General features: G+C 60.6%; 18 protein-coding genes. 10 read left to right on the forward strand and 8 right to left on the reverse strand.

From position 1 onward, the window contains the following. Positions 1–57 precede the first annotated feature (57 nt). Positions 58–1560: an exopolyphosphatase gene (gene ppx, locus WBR57_RS21605; RefSeq protein ID WP_424086450.1), complete on the reverse strand. Its 1503-nt coding sequence runs from the start codon at positions 1558–1560 to the stop codon at positions 58–60. Between the two features lie 482 nt (positions 1561–2042). Between ppx and WBR57_RS21610 the strand changes: the two genes are divergently transcribed. From WBR57_RS21610 to WBR57_RS21625, 4 genes are all read left to right on the forward strand, one after another. Then, a complete protein-coding gene (locus WBR57_RS21610; RefSeq protein WP_424086452.1) occupies positions 2043–2690 on the forward strand; it encodes a DUF1120 domain-containing protein in 648 nt (215 codons plus the stop codon). Positions 2691–2812: 122 nt separating this feature from the next. Next, positions 2813–3511, forward strand: coding sequence for a fimbria/pilus chaperone family protein (locus WBR57_RS21615; protein WP_424086517.1), 699 nt, complete (start codon positions 2813–2815; stop codon positions 3509–3511). 7 nt (positions 3512–3518) lie between these two features. After that, complete coding sequence (locus WBR57_RS21620) at positions 3519–6026, forward strand: fimbria/pilus outer membrane usher protein (RefSeq protein WP_424086454.1); 2508 nt, start codon at positions 3519–3521, stop codon at positions 6024–6026. Next, positions 6010–6561 (forward strand): hypothetical protein, encoded by a 552-nt coding sequence (locus tag WBR57_RS21625; protein ID WP_424086456.1) that lies wholly within the window; start codon positions 6010–6012, stop codon positions 6559–6561. The genes WBR57_RS21620 and WBR57_RS21625 overlap by 17 nt, the downstream gene beginning before the upstream one ends. On the opposite strand, the gene WBR57_RS21630 is transcribed toward WBR57_RS21625, so the two are convergent. Genes WBR57_RS21630 through WBR57_RS21645 form a run of 4 tightly spaced genes read right to left on the reverse strand, consistent with a single transcriptional unit; the run spans position 6533 to position 9375 of the window. After that, positions 6533–7270, reverse strand: a complete 738-nt coding sequence (locus WBR57_RS21630) for an amino acid ABC transporter ATP-binding protein (RefSeq protein ID WP_424086458.1) — start codon at positions 7268–7270, stop codon at positions 6533–6535. The two genes, WBR57_RS21625 and WBR57_RS21630, sit on opposite strands and share 29 nt — an antisense overlap. Continuing rightward, positions 7257–7907, reverse strand: a complete 651-nt coding sequence (locus WBR57_RS21635; protein WP_424086460.1) for an amino acid ABC transporter permease — start codon at positions 7905–7907, stop codon at positions 7257–7259. The genes WBR57_RS21630 and WBR57_RS21635 overlap by 14 nt, the downstream gene beginning before the upstream one ends. Then, entirely contained in the window at positions 7904–8572 is a 669-nt protein-coding gene (locus WBR57_RS21640; RefSeq protein WP_064454658.1) for an amino acid ABC transporter permease, read from the reverse strand. Before WBR57_RS21640 ends, WBR57_RS21635 begins: the two co-directional genes overlap by 4 nt. 17 nt (positions 8573–8589) lie before the next feature. Beyond that, entirely contained in the window at positions 8590–9375 is a 786-nt protein-coding gene (locus tag WBR57_RS21645; protein WP_424086462.1) for a transporter substrate-binding domain-containing protein, read from the reverse strand. A gap of 254 nt (positions 9376–9629) precedes the next feature. On the opposite strand from WBR57_RS21645, the gene WBR57_RS21650 reads away from it, so the two are divergent. The 5 genes from WBR57_RS21650 to WBR57_RS21670 all read left to right on the forward strand — a co-directional run bounded on the left by WBR57_RS21650 (position 9630) and on the right by WBR57_RS21670 (position 14863). After that, on the forward strand, positions 9630–10325 hold the full coding sequence (locus tag WBR57_RS21650) for a FadR/GntR family transcriptional regulator (protein ID WP_424086464.1): 696 nt from the start codon (positions 9630–9632) through the stop codon (positions 10323–10325). 120 nt (positions 10326–10445) lie between these two features. Further along, the gene (gene trxA / locus WBR57_RS21655; protein WP_424086466.1) at positions 10446–10775 is read left to right on the forward strand and encodes a thioredoxin TrxA; all 330 of its coding nucleotides are present in this window, start codon (positions 10446–10448) and stop codon (positions 10773–10775) included. A gap of 235 nt (positions 10776–11010) precedes the next feature. Beyond that, positions 11011–12270 (forward strand): transcription termination factor Rho, encoded by a 1260-nt coding sequence (rho, locus tag WBR57_RS21660; RefSeq protein WP_003176825.1) that lies wholly within the window; start codon positions 11011–11013, stop codon positions 12268–12270. 158 nt (positions 12271–12428) lie between these two features. Next, positions 12429–13895, forward strand: a complete 1467-nt coding sequence (ubiD, locus tag WBR57_RS21665) for a 4-hydroxy-3-polyprenylbenzoate decarboxylase (RefSeq protein ID WP_122541948.1) — start codon at positions 12429–12431, stop codon at positions 13893–13895. After that, on the forward strand, positions 13895–14863 hold the full coding sequence (locus WBR57_RS21670) for a CDP-6-deoxy-delta-3,4-glucoseen reductase (RefSeq protein ID WP_424086470.1): 969 nt from the start codon (positions 13895–13897) through the stop codon (positions 14861–14863). Before ubiD ends, WBR57_RS21670 begins: the two co-directional genes overlap by 1 nt. Here WBR57_RS21670 and WBR57_RS21675 read toward each other — a convergent pair. Next, complete coding sequence (locus WBR57_RS21675) at positions 14860–15336, reverse strand: sn-glycerol-3-phosphate transporter (protein ID WP_424086472.1); 477 nt, start codon at positions 15334–15336, stop codon at positions 14860–14862. The genes WBR57_RS21670 and WBR57_RS21675 overlap by 4 nt on opposite strands. Positions 15337–15658: 322 nt before the next feature. Between WBR57_RS21675 and WBR57_RS21680 the strand changes: the two genes are divergently transcribed. Next, positions 15659–16312: a gamma-glutamylcyclotransferase gene (locus tag WBR57_RS21680; protein ID WP_122541951.1), complete on the forward strand. Its 654-nt coding sequence runs from the start codon at positions 15659–15661 to the stop codon at positions 16310–16312. On the opposite strand, the gene glpT is transcribed toward WBR57_RS21680, so the two are convergent. Both glpT and WBR57_RS21690 read right to left on the reverse strand, forming a co-directional pair. Then, the gene (gene glpT, locus WBR57_RS21685) at positions 16309–17646 is read right to left on the reverse strand and encodes a glycerol-3-phosphate transporter (RefSeq protein WP_065926651.1); all 1338 of its coding nucleotides are present in this window, start codon (positions 17644–17646) and stop codon (positions 16309–16311) included. The two genes, WBR57_RS21680 and glpT, sit on opposite strands and share 4 nt — an antisense overlap. Positions 17647–17867: 221 nt before the next feature. Continuing rightward, positions 17868–18845 carry an NADPH:quinone oxidoreductase family protein gene (locus tag WBR57_RS21690; protein WP_424086475.1) on the reverse strand — a complete coding sequence of 326 codons (978 nt, stop codon included), beginning with the start codon at positions 18843–18845 and terminating at the stop codon, positions 17868–17870. Positions 18846–18957 lie beyond the last annotated feature (112 nt).

The following is an 18957-nucleotide window of genomic DNA, read 5'->3' on the forward strand; positions in this document are numbered from 1 at the left end:
GACTGACACACTGCAATCGGGGGCAAGCCCCCTCCCACATTTGTTTTGCAGTGTTCTTTAGCGCAGGTTCAAGCTGAACCCCACCCGCGTCAGCCACTCCGCTTCCTGGGCGAAGTCCGCCTGGGTCAGCTGGTTCTCGTCCAGCCAACCTTTCGGGAACACCACGTCCAGGCTGTCGCCATTGGCGCGCAGGGTCACCTGAGGCATTTCCTGGGTGCCGCGGATGTGGTGGAACAGGATCGCAAAACGCAGCAGCGCGCACAGGCGGATCAGCTTGATGCCTTCGTCGCCGAACTCGGCAAATTTGTCCTTGGGAATGTTGCGGCGATGGCCGCGTACCAGCAGGGCAAGCATCTGTTGGTCTTCACGGGAGAAACCGGCGAGGTCCGAGTGCTCGATCAGGTAGGCGCCGTGCTTGTGGTAATGGTAGTGGGCGATATCCAGGCCCACTTCATGCACCTTGGCCGCCCAGCCCAGCAGTTCACGCCATACACCGTCTTCCAGGTCCCAGTCTTCGGCCACCTGGTCAAAGGCGTGGAGGGCTTTACGCTCCACCCGCGCGGCCTGTTCGAGGTCAACGTGATAACGCTCCATCAGCGAGGTCAGGGTGCGCTCACGCACGTCCTCGTGGTGGTGGCGGCCGAGCAGGTCGTAGAGCACGCCTTCACGCAGCGCGCCGTCGCAGTGGTCCATGCGTTGCAGTTCGAGGGCGTCGAAGATTGCTTCAAGAATCGCCAGGCCGGCCGGGAAAATGGTGCGGCGGTCGGGCTTGATGCCGTCGAAGTCGATTTTCTCCGCGTCGCCCAGCTTGAACAGCTTGCGCTTGAGCCACGCCAGGCCTTCGGCGTTGACCTCGCCGGTGCCATGGCCGCCGGCTTTGAGCGCCAGGCCGATGGCGCGAATGGTCCCCGACGAACCGATGGCTTCATCCCAGGTCAGGCGGTGCAGGGCGTGTTCGATGCTCATGATCTCCAGCCGCGCTGCCGTGTAGGCCTGGGCGTAGCGCGCCGGGGTAATCTTGCCGTCCTTGAAGTAGCGCTGGGTATAGCTGACGCAGCCCATCTGCAGGCTTTCGCGCAGCAAGGGTTCGAAACGTTGGCCGATGATGAATTCGGTACTGCCGCCGCCGATGTCCGCCACCAGGCGCTTGCCGGGGGTGTCGGCCAGGGTGTGCGACACCCCGAGGTAGATCAGGCGCGCTTCTTCACGGCCGGAGATGACTTCTACCGGGTGCCCGAGGATCTCCTCGGCGCGGCGGATGAATTCGCCACGGTTACGTGCTTCACGCAACGCGTTGGTGCCGACGATTCGCACAGCACCCAGGGGCATGCCGTTGATCAGTTGGGCAAAGCGCTTGAGGCAATCGAGCCCGCGTTGCATGGACTCTTCGTTGAGTTGGCGCTCGTCGTTGATCCCGGCGGCCAGCTGCACTTTTTCGCCGAGCCGCTCGAGGATGCGGATTTCGCCGTTCTGGGCCTTGGCCACGACCATGTGAAAGCTGTTGGAGCCCAGGTCGATGGCGGCGATCAGGGACAGATTCTTGGCTTGGGATTGCGGCATGGTTTGGGGGTCTCGGTCGATAACCTTGCCATCGTGCCACGATCGACCGCTGACGCCAACGCGTTGTGCTTCAGTAATTTCCATGGGGCTGTCTGTGGGGAATTATTGTGGGAAATGTAGGACTCTTTTGTAAGGCCCGGTGGGTAAGTTCCTCGACGCAGTAGGGCATTTTAGCTGTGCGGTGTAGTAGAAGGATTATGAGATTTTCCTACACTAAGTGAGTCAGTATCTTTTTCGTTATTGTGTCTGGGACTACCTCGTTGTGAAGATGTAGCGACTGCTTATTCTCGTGGCGCCCACAATTAACACCGTTTTATCTGATTCTTAAGTCGAGTGCCAAAGCGACAGACTGTCATCAGGCAATTCTGCCTGGGTGTTATTTATTTATCGTGGTGTATTTCCCGGAAGATGAAGAACAAGGCGATGGAGTCGCCAAGGCACAAATAAACAACGCCTGTAAACTTTATAGTGACAGGACAAACATGAAAAAAATTGTTGGCTTGACTCTCGGTATCGCATGCATGGCTGCTGGCTTGAGTGCCCAGGCATCCACCAGCGCCCAATTGGTGGTCAGGGGCACGATCACACCGGCGGCCTGTAACCTCAGCCTGGCGGGCAGCGGCATTATCGATTACGGCACGATTCGCTCCGGCGAATTGTCCCAGACGGCGTTCAACCCGCGCGAAGAACGCAGCACTTCGCTGGTCGTCAATTGCGGCGCGACGCCTACCCGCTTCGGGCTTTCCTTTACTGATCTGCAGGCCGGCAGCAAGGTGACGAATATCCTGGGAGCCGGGTTTACCGAGGCGCAGAACTTTGGATTGGGCGCGGTGGGAACCCGGCGAACCGGTGGCTATTCGGTCACCCTCAGGGACCTGCGGGCTTCCAATGTGGCACTGGGCCCCATCACGCGTATCGGCGCGGGTGCGTGGCAATTAAGCGATGGCAGGGTTGCTCAAACCCCAAGTCAGTACTCATGGCGTAATGGTGTGGCCGCTACTCCTGCGTCGATTAACCAACTGACCGGCACGCTTGTGGTCAGGGCAGTGATCAATCGGGCTCAGGATCTGGACTTGAGTCGCGATGTGTCACTTGATGGGCGCGCCACGCTTGTATTGAGTTACATCTAAACAACGGAAAACAGCCGGTCAGAAAGTTACGCTTTCTTATTGGCTGTTTTCTCGTGGGCGTTTGACTGTTAACAGTCAAGTTAATCGTAAGCGGGGAAGGTTAAGTGCGCGGTCTTTTATTAATAAGTAGTGCGCTATTGTGGAGTGCCAGTGGTTGGCTCTTTTTTACCGCTGCCGCCATCGCTGACGGCATGCAACCGGAAACCACCGTCGTGGTGCTTTATGAAGAAGACGGTGAAGCCACAATAAATATCAAGAATACCGATGCGGGGCCGGCGCTGCTCCATTCGGTGATCGAAAACGTACCCGAGGACCTGGAGCCGCTACTGATTGTCACACCGCCCATTACGCGGGTGGAGGCAGGCGACACGCAGTTGGTGCGTTTCATCAGCACCCTTAAGGCGCCGCTCAAGACTCAACGGCTCAAGCGCGTGTCCTTCGAAGGTATTCCCCAGGCGCGCACTGCTGGTGGAGCGACCATCGGTATCACGCTGCGGCAGAATTTGCCGTTGATCCTGCACCCGCGAGGCCTGCCTAGGCACCACACCCCATGGGAGTTGCTGACGTGGAAGCGCGCAGGCGAGCGCCTCAGGGTCCATAACGACAGCGCCTATGTCGTACGCCTGGCGCCGGAGGTGAAGTTGCTGCCGCAAGGTTTGCCGGCGACTTTGCCGCGGACCTACATTTTGCCGGGTGAAGTGCTGGAGGTGAAGGTCGACAGCCCGTTGGGCAGCGTTGCCGAGGTCGAGATCGAACCGGCCACGGTCTATGGGTTTGCGGTGGACAGCTACCGCACACCGATCAAAGCCGGCGAGGGTTGATCGACTCATGACAAACCCTTCGAGTGAGCGTTTTGCGGCCTGTACCTGGCCCGGCGTATCGACCCTGTTTATCGGCTTCGCGACGCTATGGAGTGTCCCTGGCCTTGCGCCCGCGCTGGAGTTGGGGGAGGGCTTCGATCTCGCCGCACTGACCGCCCACGGGATCGACCCAAAGGTCTCCGACTACTTCCGCAGTGCCGCGCGCTTTGGCGAAGGCGAACAGGTGGTGGGGGTGCGGGTCAACGGTAACCCGCTTGGGTTGGTGGACGCACGGTTCGACCAGGACGGCCGCTTGTGTTTCACCCCTGGTTTGCTGGAGAAAGCCGGGCTGGTGCAGCCCGCTGCAGTCATCCGCGAAGGCGCCGCACCGGAACAGGCCTGCCATGACTTCCTGGGTGCATTCCCGACGACCAAGGTAAAGCTGCAGCCCGGTACCGACGAAGTAGCACTGGTGGTGCCGACCCAGGCATTGCGTGCGCCCGAGTGGGACGTCGGGGATTTTTCCAGGGGCGGCGCGGCGGCGTTGTTCAACTATGACGTGCTGGGTTTCGACAGCCGCTCGCGCAGTGGTCCGAGCCGGTTTGTGTCGGCCTACACCGAGGTGGGTTTCAACCTTGAGGACTGGATTGTGCGCAGCCGTCAGTTCTACGTGTCCGACAACGGCGAGGCGCGTACCGAGCACCTGTACGCCTATGCCCAGCGCGATATTGCAGCACTGCATTCGACATTCCAGGTGGGCCAGATTTCCAGCAACAACCCGGTGTTTGGCGGCCTCCAATTGTCGGGCCTGCAGTTTTCCCCGGATGGTCAATCGCGCACACCCGCCAGCAGCAACAATGCTGTGGTGGAGGGCCTTGCCCAGAGCCAGTCGCGGATTGAGGTTCGCCAGTCCGGCGTATTGATCCACAGCACGCTGGTGCCCGAAGGTCCCTTCCGCTTGACCGGGCTGCCGTTGCTCAATGGCACCAGTGACCTTGAGGTCGGCGTGATCGATGCACGCGGCGTCAGGCGCAGTTTTGTGGTGCCGGCAGCTTCATTTGCGGGGGCTGTTCCAGCGGCGCCCGGTTATTATTTTTCGCTGGGCAAGCTGCGCGAAAACACCGGCGAGCATGTTCCCACCTCGGTGGTCGCCATGGGCAGCGGCACATGGGGGCTGGGGCAAAACGCCTCTGCTGGCCTGGGCTTGTTGGGCACCGAGGGTTACTGGTCGGCCGGTGGCACTTTGAGCAGCAGGCTTTTCCAGCAGGTTTCCGTGAGCGCACGGCAGAACCTTTCACGAGACAGCAAAAATTCAGTCTCCGGCTCGCGCACCAGCGTTTCGGCAAGCAGCCCGGTGTACGGCAATCTCGAGGTCAACCTCAGCGCGACCACCCAGACGCCGGGTTATCGCGAGGTTACTGAAACCACGCGGGGCTTGAGGGCTGATGCGCTGGGTTCGCGTTTCAAAAATCAATACACCGCCGGCATGAGCTGGGCCGAACCCACGCTGGGGGTGTTCTCCCTGGGCTATACCCGCAGTGCGCAATTTGACCGGCAAGCCACCGAGCATGTATTTGCCGCGTGGAACAAGTCATTCAGCCGTGCCGACGTTGCGCTGATCGCCGACTCGCAAGTAGGCGGAACGCGCAGGGAACCAGGCGCCAACCCAGGTGGCCGGGAGCGCGAAAGGACTGTGGATAATGAGCTGTCCGTGCGATTGCAGGTCAGCGTGCCCCTGGGCAGTGATCGCCGCGTGAGCAGCTTTACCAGTCGCCGGGGTGACCAGTTCACGGCCGGTACGGCGCTCAGCGAACGGGTCAATGACTACGTGAATTATGAAGTGGGTGTCGAGCGCGACATCAGCGCCCGGGAGCAATCTGTGCGTGGGCAGGTGAACCTGCTGCCGCGCTATACCCAGGTTGCCCTGGGCGTCAGTCGTGATCCCCAGGGCAATAGCTATACCGGGCAGTTGCAAGGCGGTGTAGTGGCCCACGGACGTGGGCTGACTTTCTCACCTTATCCGGTGCAGGACACGTTTGGCATTGTCTCGGTGGGGGATATTGGTTCGGCGAAGGTCGAGACTCCGCAAGGCCCGGTGTGGACCGACTTCAGCGGGCAGGCGGTGATCGCAGGCTTGCCGGCCTACACCCGCAGCCGGGTCGAAGTGCAGACCAAATCCCTGCCCAGGCGCGTCGACCTGAAAAACGGCACGCAGCTACTCGCGGCGGGCCGTGGGTCGGTCAATGCGGTGAACTTCGACGTGGTGAAAGTGCGCCGCCTGTTGGTCACCGCGAGTGATCAGCACGGCCGCCCATTGCCTCAGGGCGCCGCAGTATTCGGCAAAGGTGACCGCTTCCTCACCAGCGTGGTGGGTGAGGGCATGATTTTCCTAAACGACGTCGATGAATCGCAAAGCCTGCGGGTTTCATTGCCGGACTCTTCAACCTGCCATTTGCGCATTGACCTCGAGACCAAGCCTGACAATGACTCGTTCTATGAAACCACGTCGGCGGTGTGCCATGGCCGCCAAGCTTGACGTCCTGTGCCTGGCAGTGCTCTGCACGCTGCTGGCAGCGCCTCACGTACGGGCTGATAACTGCCGATTATCCTTAAGCCAGCCGCGCATCGACTATGGCGCCATTCGCAGCGAAGCGCTGGTTGAAAACGCTTCCGTTATGCTTGGCACACGCTCGTTGAGCCTGAGCGTTTTTTGCGCTGAACCTGCTGTGATGGGGCTGCGTTTCAATGCTGTTGCAGCTGATGCCGATGGGTTCCGGTTGGGTCGTCAGGGGCGGTTTCGCCTGAGCCTCAAACACGCCCAAGTCGATGGGCGTGCGGTGGGGTGGGCTGCTGCGCATTTACCCGGTGACCCCGCCAGCGGCCAGTTATCGCCCGGCCAGACCCTGGTGGCGCAAGCGGCAGGGCTGCCGGTGGCAGGTCGGCGATTGACCGCCCAGGTCGATATCGACACCGACCTGCCGGCTGACGCCTTTGCCGTGCGCAGCGAGACGCAGCTTGAAGGGCAGGGCAGTTTCGAGCTGGTCAGCCCGGCTGTTCCACCGAGCCAATGAAGTTGGCGAATTCAGGCGTCCTGGGGTTGGCGAACAGCTCCCTGGGGTCGCCCACTTCATGGACTTTGCCCTGGTGCATGAACACCAGCTTGTCGCCGACTTCCCGGGCAAAACGCATCTCGTGGGTCACCATGATCAGGGTCATGCCGTCTTTCGCCAGTTGGCGCACCACACTGAGCACTTCGTTGACCAGTTCCGGGTCGAGGGCCGAGGTGATTTCATCGCACAGCAGCACCTTGGGCGACATGGCCAGGGCGCGGGCAATCGCGACGCGCTGTTGCTGGCCGCCGGACAGGCGATCGGGAAAGGCGTCGAACTTCTCGCCCAACCCGACGCGTTCCAGCATCTGCTTAGCCAGTTGGGCCGCCTTGGCCTTGGGCACTTTTTGCACAACCTGCGGTGCGAGCATCACGTTTTCGCCGACCGTGAGGTGCGGGAACAGGTTGAACTGCTGGAACACCATGCCGACTTTCTGGCGCAGGCTGCGCAGGTCGGCGCGGGCGGCGTCGAGGTATTCGCCATCGACTTCGATCACGCCGTCGTTGATGGATTCCAGGCCATTGAGGGTCCGCAGCAAGGTGGATTTGCCCGAGCCGCTGCGGCCGACAATCGCCACCACCTGGCCTTCGTCCACCGTCAGGTCGATGCCCTTGAGTACGTGATGATCGCCGTAATACTTATGCAGGGCGGAAATTCTAAGCAGAGGCATGCAGTCTCCTTTCCAGGTAGCGCGCACTGAGGGACAAGGGGTAGCAGAGCAGGAAGTAACCGAGGGCCACCAGGCCGTAGACCATGAAGGGTTCGAAGGTGGCGTTGGCGAGCATGCCGCCGGTCTTGGTCAGTTCGGTGAAGCCGATAATCGAGGTCACGGCGGTGCCTTTGACCACCTGCACCGAAAACCCCACGGTGGGCGCGACGGCAATCCGCAGCGCCTGGGGCAGGATCACGTAGCGCAGTTGTTCAAGCGGGTTCAGCGCCAGGCTGGCCGAGGCTTCCCATTGCCCGTGGGCGATGGAGTCAACGCAGCCGCGCCAGATTTCGGCGAGGTAAGCACTGGTAAACAGGGTCAGGGCGATCGCCGCCGCCAGCCAGGGCGAGATGTCCACTCCCAGCAGGGCCACGCCGAAAAACACCAGGAACAGCTGCATCAGCAGCGGCGTGCCCTGGAACAGTTCAATGTAGGTACGCGCGACATTGCGCGCGAAGGCCTTGCGGCTGATGCGCATCGTCATCACCAGCAAGCCGATCAGGCCACCGCCGACAAACGCCACCAACGACAGCAACAGCGTCCATTGCAGGCCAGTGAGCAGGTTGCGCACGATATCCCAGAAGGAAAAATCACTCATCGGCTGTTCCTCATCACAAACCGGCGCCCGATCCAGTTGAGCAACTGGCGAATCATCAGCGCCATGCACAGGTACACCAGGGTGGTCAGCGCGTAGGTTTCAAACGCGCGGAAGTTGCGCGACTGGATAAAGTTGGCGGCAAAGCTCAGCTCTTCGGTGGCGATCTGCGAACACACCGCCGAGCCGAGCATCACGATGATGATCTGGCTGCTCAGGGCCGGCCACACCTTGCCCAGCGCCGGCAGCAGCACCACATGGCGGAACGCCTCGAAACGCGTCATCGCCAAGGCGGCTGCGGCTTCTAGTTGCCCGCGCGGGATGGCCTGGATGCCGGCGCGGATGATCTCGGTGGAGTAGGCCCCCAGGTTGATCACCATCGCCAGCACCGCGGCTTGCCACTCGGTGATCTTCAGCCCCAGGGACGGCAGGCCGAAGAAGATGAAGAACAACTGCACCAGGAACGGCGTGTTGCGGATCAACTCGACATAGACCCCGAAAAACCAGGCGAACGGCTGGATCTTCCACGCCCTTACCACCGCGCCGACGGTGCCCAGCGCGACCCCCAGGATCGCGCCAATCGCCGTCAGCTCAAGGGTGAACAGCGCGCCGCGCAACAGCAGGTCGGTATTGGCCAGCACCGGCATAAAGTCGAATTGATAGGCCATAAATCAGCTCCGTCGCGTTACAGGTCAGCAGGCAACGGCTCTTTGAGCCACTGCATCGCATTCTTTTCCAGGCTGCCGTCAGCCTTGGCCGCGACCAGGATCTGGTTGACCTTTTCCAGCAACGCCGGCTCGTTCTTGTTCACGCCCACGTACACCGGCGAATCCTTGAGTTTCACTTTCAGCGCCGGTACGCGTTTCGGGTTGCGCTCGCTGATCGCCACCATCACCACGTTACCGCTGGCGATCAGGTCGACCTGGCCGGCCAGGTAGGCGGCGATGGTCGAGTTGTTGTCTTCGAAGCGCTTGATCGTGGCTTCCTTGGGCGCCACGGCGGTCAGCTCGATGTCTTCAATCGCGCCGCGCGTCACGCTGATGGTCTTGCCCTTGAGGTCGTCGTTGGTGCTGATGGCGGCGTCAGGCGGACCGAATACGGCCAGGTAGAACGGCGCGTAGGCCTTGGAGAAGTCGATGACCTTTTCGCGCTCGGGGTTCTTGCCTAGGCTGGAAATCACCAGGTCGACCTTGCCGGTGGTGAGGAATGGGATGCGGTTGGTGCTGTTGACCGGAGTCAGTTCCAACTTGACCTTGAGCTGGTCGGCCAGCAGCTTGGCAGTGTCGATGTCCAGGCCGCGTGGCTTCATGTCGGGGCCGACCGAGCCGAACGGCGGGAAGTCCTGAGGCACGGCAACCTTGAGGGTGCCACGGGCGACGATGTCGTCCAGACCATTGGCCTGGGCGGGTGCCTGGCTCAGCATCAGGCTGGCAAACAAGGCAGTAAGCAGGGCGCTGTAGCGCTTGGTCATGGCAACTCTCCGAAAAGTGCGAAGGAATTTTCTGACTTTGCTCAGTGCACAGCCCATGCCAGCACTGCCAGGATCGTCTGCAGGGCCGGGATTTATTGAGGTGCGGTGGTCTTACTGGTCTGAACAGTTGATGGGTTTTTCGCACCCTTTTCGGGCGTCGACAAAACCCTGCGAGCCCCTTTGGGGCGTGGCTTGCCGCCAGCTTCGAATAGCTTTACAACTAGCCGCTCAGTTGACTGGAACCTTGAAATTTTATGAATTCCATCGCCCAAGCCGTACCGGAAGCGGCCCTGCAAGCCATCCGCAAACTGATCAAGGAGCAGGGCTTTGTCGCGGGCGATGCACTGCCGTCACAGCGCGACCTCGCGGTGCAGTTGGGCGTGAGCCGGGCGTCCCTGCGCGAGGCGTTGTCATCGCTCAGCGCGTTGGGTGTGGTCAGCGTGCAGCCGGGCAAAGGCGTGTTCGTGCAGGCGGCCGAGGAGTCGCCGGGGTTTGCCTGGCCGTTCGCGGCGCAGGCCACGCCGCTGGATATCTTCCAGTTGCGTTACGCCCTTGAAGGGTTTGCGGCGGGTTTGGCGGCGGTGACCTTGACCATCGAGGCGCTGGACAGCTTGGAAGACAATGTCGAGGCGATGCGCCAGGTGCTCAAGGCGGGCGACTTCGAGGCGGCCGCCCGGCTGGACTTCGAATTTCATCAGCGCATTCTGCTGGCCAGCGGCAACCAGGCGATGGTGAGCATTCTGAGTGCCAGTGCCGAGGTGTTCCTGGAAAGCCAGAAACTACCGTTCATCCGGCCGGAACGCGCGATGGAGACCTGGCAGGAACACCGCAAGATCCTGCGCGCCCTGGCCCGGCGTGCCAGTGCTGCGGCACAAAAAACCATGCAGGAACACGTACGCAATGCGGCGTTGCGTACCGGGATTGCGTTCGTGACTCCCGTAACGCCGTGAGCGGTTCATACCCAAACTCATGCATCGCCATAGCAAGAGTCAATCAGAGGCGGCTTCCTGAACGGGGGAAGGGCGGCTATGATGGGCAACGTTTTTTTTGCTTACAATCCGGAGACATCCATGAGCAACGATCTTATCAAGCACGTCACCGACGCGACCTTTGAGGCCGAAGTACTCAAGGCTGCTGGCCCGGTGCTGGTTGACTACTGGGCTGAATGGTGTGGCCCTTGCAAAATGATCGCTCCGGTCCTGGACGACATTGCAACTACCTACGAAGGCAAGCTGACCATTGCCAAGCTGAACATCGACGACAACCAGGAAACCCCGGCCAAGCATGGCGTGCGTGGTATTCCTACGTTGATGCTGTTCAAGAATGGCGAAGTTCAAGCCACCAAGGTTGGCGCGCTGTCGAAGTCCCAGCTGCAAGCTTTCCTCGACGCGAACATCTAAGCGTCGTCAAAAAAAGCCCCGCAAATAGCGGGGCTTTTTCGTGAAACAGGGCTAGACGCTCCCAAACTCAGGTGGTACATTCGGCCCCGCACTGGTTTCTCCACTGCCCCCTGCAAGCCGTCGCCGACGCATTCCTTTTCGATTAGTACGCGATCCTGTCGCCTTCTCCGCGGCGCGGCCTCATTAAGCCAAAAGCTTAATTTCCCCCCTCCATAAATGATTACGTCATTCCTATATGAATCTGACTGAACTCAAGCAAAAGCCGATTACCGACCTGCTCCAACTGGCCGAAGAGATGGGCATAGAAAATATGGCCCGTTCGCGCAAGCAGGACGTGATTTTCTCCCTGCTCAAGAAGCACGCGAAAAGCGGCGAGGAAATCTCCGGTGATGGCGTGCTGGAGATTCTCCAGGACGGCTTCGGCTTCCTCCGCTCTGCAGACGCCTCCTATCTTGCCGGCCCAGACGATATCTACGTCTCGCCGAGCCAGATCCGTCGTTTCAACTTGCGCACCGGTGACACCATCGTTGGCAAGATCCGGCCGCCCAAGGAAGGCGAGCGTTATTTCGCCCTGCTCAAAGTCGACACGATCAACTTCGATCGTCCCGAGAACGCGAAAAACAAGATTCTCTTCGAGAACCTGACGCCGCTGTTCCCGACCGTGCGCATGAAGATGGAAGCCGGTAACGGTTCCACCGAAGACTTGACCGGTCGTGTGATCGACCTGTGCGCTCCGATCGGCAAGGGCCAGCGTGGCCTGATCGTCGCGCCGCCGAAGGCCGGTAAGACCATCATGCTGCAGAACATTGCAGCGAACATCGCGCGTAACAATCCTGAAGTTCATCTGATCGTGTTGCTGATCGATGAACGTCCGGAAGAAGTAACCGAAATGCAGCGCACCGTGCGTGGCGAAGTGGTTGCCTCGACGTTCGATGAGCCGCCAACCCGCCACGTGCAGGTTGCTGAAATGGTGATCGAGAAGGCCAAGCGCCTGGTCGAGCACAAGAAAGACGTGGTGATCCTGCTCGACTCCATCACCCGTCTGGCCCGTGCCTACAACACCGTGATCCCGAGCTCCGGCAAGGTACTTACCGGTGGTGTCGATGCCCACGCCCTGGAGAAACCGAAACGTTTCTTCGGCGCCGCGCGGAACATCGAAGAAGGCGGCTCGCTGACCATTATTGCCACCGCGCTGGTTGAAACCGGCTCGAAGATGGACGAAGTGATCTACGAAGAGTTCAAGGGTACCGGCAACATGGAACTGCCCCTGGACCGTCGTATCGCGGAAAAACGCGTCTTCCCGGCCATCAACATCAACCGTTCCGGTACCCGCCGCGAAGAGTTGCTGACGGCCGACGACGAACTGCAGCGCATGTGGATCCTGCGCAAGCTGCTGCACCCGATGGACGAAGTTGCAGCCATCGAGTTCCTGATCGACAAGCTGAAAACCACCAAGACCAACGACGAGTTCTTCTTGTCGATGAAACGCAAGTAATACGCTGTTTCAGGTCCGAAAGAATGGCGCCCCCAGGGGCGCCATTTTTTTTGCCTGGAATTTTTAACGACACCTGGCGCGCAATTGCGCCGCGATAAGGCTGCCAGCCGCGTTCAGAGCAGGTAGGATGTACGCCTATTTTACGGGTGGCATGGTTAATGAAATTCAAGGATCTTCGGGATTTCGTGCAGCAACTTGAGCAGCGCGGAGAGTTGAAACGTATCCAGATGCCGATTTCCCCGGTGCTGGAAATGACTGAGATTTGCGACCGTACCCTGCGCAACAAGGGTCCGGCGCTGCTGTTCGAGAACCCGACCGGTTTCGACATCCCGGTGCTCGGCAACCTGTTCGGCACCCCCGACCGTGTGGCCTTTGGCATGGGCGCCGAGTCGGTCAGCGAGCTGCGCGAAATCGGCAAGCTGCTGGCGTTCCTCAAGGAGCCCGAGCCGCCCAAGGGTCTGAAGGATGCGTGGTCGAAGCTGCCGATCTTCCGCAAGATCATTGCCATGGCCCCCAAAGTGGTCAAGGACGCGGTGTGCCAGGAAGTGGTCATCGAAGGCGATGACGTCGACCTCGGCATGCTCCCGGTGCAGACCTGCTGGCCCGGCGACGTGGGGCCGCTGATCACCTGGGGCCTGACCGTCACCAAAGGCCCGAACAAGGACCGCCAGAACCTCGGCATTTACCGCCAGCAAGTGATCGGCCGCAACAAGGTGATCATGCGTTGGTTGAGCCACCGAGGCGGCGCCCTGGATTTCCGTGAGTGGTGCGAAAAACACCCCGGCAAGCCGTTCCCGGTGTCCGTGGCCCTCGGCGCTGACCCGGCGACCATCCTCGGTGCCGTGACCCCGGTACCGGACAGCCTGTCCGAATACGCCTTCGCCGGCCTGCTGCGTGGCAACCGCACCGAACTGGTGAAGTGCCGCGGCAACGATCTGCAAGTGCCGGCCACCGCCGAAATCATCCTCGAAGGCGTGATTCACCCCGGCGAAATGGCGGATGAAGGGCCATATGGCGACCACACCGGTTACTACAACGAAGTCGATAGCTTCCCGGTGTTCACCGTCGAGCGCATTACCCACCGGATCAAGCCGATCTACCACAGCACCTACACTGGCCGGCCACCGGATGAGCCGGCGATTCTGGGTGTGGCGCTGAACGAAGTGTTCGTGCCGATCCTGCAGAAGCAATTCCCGGAAATCACTGACTTTTACCTGCCGCCGGAAGGCTGCTCGTACCGCATGGCCATCGTGACCATGAAGAAGTCGTACCCGGGCCATGCCAAGCGCGTCATGCTGGGTGTATGGTCGTTTTTGCGACAGTTCATGTACACCAAGTTCGTTATCGTCACCGATGACGACATCAATGCCCGGGACTGGAATGACGTGATCTGGGCCATCACCACGCGCATGGACCCCAAGCGCGACACGGTGATGATCGACAACACGCCGATCGACTACCTCGACTTCGCGTCGCCGGTGTCGGGCCTGGGTTCGAAGATGGGCCTGGATGCCACCCACAAATGGCCGGGTGAGACCACCCGCGAGTGGGGCCGGGTGATCGTCAAGGATGAAGCGGTGACAGCGCGTGTCGATGCGATCTGGAAAGAATTGGGAATAGATTGATGCGTGTAACCCTGCAACCTTCCGGCGCAGTGCTGAAGCTGGCCCCTGGCGAGCGAATCCTCGAAGGCGCGCGCCGCCTGGGCTATGAGTGCCCTCAGGCGTGTCGCAATGGGGTGTGCCACGTGTGCGCCGCCTTGCTGGTGGAAGGCCGGGTCCAGCAAGCCGGTGAAGTGCGCGACCATGGTGAGTTCTACACCTGCATCGCCGAGCCGCTGGAAGATTGCGTTGTGTTGTGGGATGGCGTGCTGGCGCCGGGAGAGTTGCCGTTGCGCAAGTTGTCGTGCCAATTGAGTGAATGCGTGGAAGTCGGTGGCGATGTGTGGCGCGTGCGCTTGCGGGCTCCGGCCGGCAAAGCGGTGCGCTACCACGCTGGGCAATACCTGATGATCGAGCGGGAGAACGGCGAGAAATCCGCGTTCTCCCTGGCCTCGGCGCCCCACGCCGGGCGTGAGTTGGAATTGCATGTGCTGGTCCGCGAAGACAGCGCGCGCAGCCTGCTCGAGCAACTGCAGCGCAACCAGATGGCGCGTGTGGAGCTGCCATTTGGCGACACCCACCTGGCCGAACTGCCGGATGGCCCGCTGGTGTTGATCGCCGCCGGCACCGGCATGGCGCAGATGCACAGCCTGATCGAGCACTGCCGCGCTTCCGGCTTCAAGCACCCGGTGCACCTGTACTGGGGCGTGCGTCGCCCGGAAGACTTCTACGAGATCGAGCACTGGGACCAATGGTTGCAACTGCCCAACCTTTTCCTGCACAAAGTCGTCAGCGACCTGTGCGGCTGGGAAGGGCGTTGCGGGCTGTTGCATGAGGCAGTGTGCGAAGACATTGCCGACCTCAAGGGCGTGCACGTCTACGCCAGCGGTTCACCGGCGATGATCTACGGCACCCTGGACGCGCTGGTGGACGCCGGCATGGATGCGCACCAGATGCGTGCCGACGTGTTCGCCTACGCGCCTCGCCCTTAAAAGCGTATGCCGGCAGTCAGCATCGCCGCATTGAACCCGAGCAATACCAACTCACCGGCCACCGGGCCGAAGTGCACCCCTACCGATGGGATGATGGCCGGTGCGACGCCATACCGGTTGAGCGGGATCTTGTCGCGGTACTTGCCGCGATAGCCCTGGAGCGCGCCCGCGGTGACCTTCATGTAGAACGGCGAGTCGCCAATATCGAAGCGCTTGCCGGCGTAGACGTAATACGAGCGCTGGCTGAACGAGTTGCGAAAGGTCGCCCCGCCATACACCAGCCCTGATGCTTCGTTGCGCTCAAGGTTGAGCAGGGCCTGATTGTTGTTGTGTTGTGGGTCGGGTGAGAAATGCCGTGTGTACAGGCTGGTCTGTGCGTACCAGAAGCCTTTGTCGTCTTGAGTGGCCGTCTCAGCGGCCAGGCCGTTGGCGGCTTGCGCGAGAAGCAGCACGCCTAGGAAAAGATGTTTCATGGATCGACCTCATAGTCGTTTGAATGAGCGGCTAATGGGGGTCGCTAAACTTCTACAGTTTGGCGGCTAGCGTTCTGCGGGGCCTGAACCTGCGCTGAAGCTATGGACGCCTATGCTTATGCATTTAAGGTATTACTTCTGTAGGCCGAATCTCATTAGGCTATAAGCAAGGGGGACTACCGACGTGGCCAATCCCTTGTAATTGGCCGCCAAAACCCTCTTCGCCAAAGCACTTTTTCGCCGTACGGTTACAGCGGCGCTGTCTTATTACGGTAAAGTTGCTTACAACTGGTAACACACAGGAGGCGCACCGTTATTCGCCATGACCGCCATTGAATCCGATCTTTTGCAATTGGCTTACCCTCCGCAGCTCGATCTTGGGCCGCAACTCACTCACGAACAGTTAATGAGCTCGATGCAGGCCACCATGGGTCGGCACAAGGGTGGGCCGGTCTGGCTATTTGCTTATGGTTCACTGATCTGGCGACCTGAATGCTCGTCGACCGAGCGCGTGCGCGCCCGGGTGCATGGTTATCACCGGGGGCTTTACTTGTGGTCCCACGAGCACCGGGGTACGCCGGAATTGCCGGGGCTGGTGTTCGGGTTGGATCGGGGCGGTTCCTGCAGCGGGTTTGCCTACCGCTTGCCGGAAGACCAACTGGAAGCCTCGCTCTACGCGTTGTGGCAGCGCGAGATGCCTTACCCCTCATACCGCCCGCACTGGCTCAGCTGCCGCCTGGAAGATGGCAGTCAGGTGCAGGCGCTGGGGTTTGTATTGGAGCGGCACTTGCCCAGCTACGCCGGGAATTTGCCCGACGTCATACTGAACCACGTGTTGCAGAGCGCTTGCGGGCGTTACGGCACTACTCGCGATTATGTCGAGCAGACCGTCAACGCCCTGCGTAGCCACGCCATGCCAGACAAGAATCTGGAGGCGCGGCTCAAGCGGTGTGCAAAGGATTGCTCAGGCGATTAACGCGCCGAGCTGACGCTGTTGGTGTGCCACAGCGTTGGGATCAGGAACGCGATGGCCAGCAGGCACGCGCCGATCAGCAGCACGAAACCGCCGTCCCAGCCGAAATGGTCCACGGTGTAGCCCATGGCCGCGCTGGCTGCCACCGAACCGCCCAGGTAACCGAACAGGCCGGTGAAACCCGCAGCCGTACCGGCGGCTTTCTTCGGCGCCAGTTCCAGTGCCTGCAGGCCGATCAGCATGACCGGGCCATAGATCAGGAAGCCGATCGAGAACAGCGCGATCATGTCGACCATCGGGTTGCCTGGCGGGTTGAGCCAGTAAACCAGAGTCGCCACGGTTACCAGCGCCATGAACACGATGCCGGTCAGGCCACGGTTGCCACGGAAGATTTTGTCCGACATCCAGCCGCACAGCAGCGTGCCAGGGATGCCTGCCCACTCGTAGAAGAAGTACGCCCAGGACGACTTGTCGACCGTGAAGTGCTTGGCTTCCTTGAGGTAGGTCGGTGCCCAGTCCAGTACGCCGTAGCGCAACAGGTAGACGAACACGTTGGCAAACGCGATGTACCACAGCATTTTGTTGCGCAGTACGTATTTGACGAAGATTTCCTTGGCGCTGAATTCGTCTTCGTGGCTGGCGTCGTAGCCTTCCGGGTAGTCGTTCTTGTATTGCTCGATCGGCGGCAGGCCTACCGATTGCGGGGTATCGCGCATGGTAATGAAGGCAAACGCCGCCACTGCCAGGGCCACCGTCGCAGGCACATAGAACGCCGCGTGCCAGTCGTTGAACCAGGCCATGCCCAACAGGAACAGCGGGCCGATCAGGCCGCCGCCGACGTTGTGCGCCACGTTCCACACTGACACCACGCCGCCGCGTTCTTTCTGCGACCACCAGTGGACCATGGTCCGTCCACTTGGCGGCCAGCCCATGCCCTGGGCCCAGCCGTTGATGAACAGCAAAATGAACATCATGGTCACGCTGGACGTTGCCCAAGGTGCGAAACCGAAAATGAACATCACGCCCGCCGACACCAGCAGGCCGAAGGGCAGGAAGTACCGCGGGTTGGAGCGGTCGGACACCAGGCCCATCAGGAACTTGGACAGGCCGTAGGCAATCGCGATCGCCGACATGGCCAGGCCCAGTTCGCCGCGGGTGTAACCCTCGTCGATCAAGTAAGGCATGGCCAGGGAGAAGTTTTTGCGCAGCAGGTAGTAGCCGGCGTATCCGAAGAAAATACCGGCGAAAATCTGCCAGCGCAGGCGTCGGTAAGTGCTGTCTATTTTTTCTTCAGGCAGGGGCGCCTGGTGTGCGGCAGGACGAAAGAAAGCAAACATTCAAGAGCTCCAAATTTCTTGTTTTGACTGCGGATGCGAATGTTACAGTTTCGTTACCGAAAATAGCATCGCCTCTTATCTGCAAACACAGGAAATGAGAGCAATCGCATGTTCCCTTATGAACATGTCGTAAATGGATAAGTGTGGGTCGTTATCGACGCAGGCAATCAACTGTGGGAGGGGGCAAGCCCCCTTCCACAGTTGATTGCATTTCAAGTCGGTTATCGGGTTTGGACGACGACCTTGCCGACAGCCTTGCGCTGGCCAAGGTCATTGATCGCCTGGGCGGTCTGTTCCAGCGGATACACTTGCGACACCAATGGCTTGAGCTTGCCCTCACCGTACCAGGTGAACAGTTGCTGGAAGTTCGCCGCATTGTCCTGCGGCTGGCGCTGGGCGAACGAGCCCCAGAACACCCCGACCACCGCCGCACCCTTGAGCAGCGCCAGGTTCACCGGCAGTTCCGGGATGCGCCCGCTGGCAAAACCCACCACCAGCAAGCGGCCATTCCAGGCGATGGCGCGCACGGCCTGGTCAAACAGGTCGCCACCCACCGGGTCGTAAATCACATCGGCGCCGTTGCCGTCGGTCAGGCGCTTGATCTCGTCTTTCAGGCTGGCTTCGCTGTAATTGATCAGCTCATCGGCGCCGGCCGCCTTGGCCACGGCCAGTTTGTCGGCGCTGCTGGCGGCAGCGATCACCCGTGCGCCCATGGCTTTGCCGATTTCCACGGCGGCCAGGCCCACGCCACCGGAGGCGCCGAGCACCAACAGGGTTTCGCCGGGTTGCAGGTTGGCGCGCTGCTTCAACGCGTGCATTGAGGTGCCGTAGGTCATGCTGAAGGCGGCGGCAATATTGAAGTCCATGCTCGGCGGAATCGGCAGCACGTTATAGCCCGGCACCGCGACCTGCTCGGCAAAGCTGCCCCAACCGGTAAGCGCCATGACCCGGTCACCGACTTTCAAGTGGCTGACCTTTTCTCCCACCTCGCTGACCACGCCCGCCGCTTCACCACCCGGCGAGAACGGAAAAGGCGGCTTGAACTGGTACTTGCCCTCAATTATCAGGGTGTCCGGGAAATTCACCCCGGCGGCGTGCACGTCCAGCAGGATTTCGTTCTTCTTGATCACAGGGCTTGCGATCTCTTCCAGCACCAGGGTTTCGGCGGGGCCGAAGGCTTTGCACAGCACAGCTTTCATCGGACTATTCCTTTTGGCGTCGTGGCCGATAAGTGTAGGAGGGTACGCCCGCGGGTCAACGAGCATGCCCGGGCCTGATAAGCCGCCATAAGCTTGTGCTCAGCCTTGCTAG

It is taken from the genome of Pseudomonas sp., from assembly GCF_049590575.1.
Lineage (GTDB): Bacteria > Pseudomonadota > Gammaproteobacteria > Pseudomonadales > Pseudomonadaceae > Aquipseudomonas.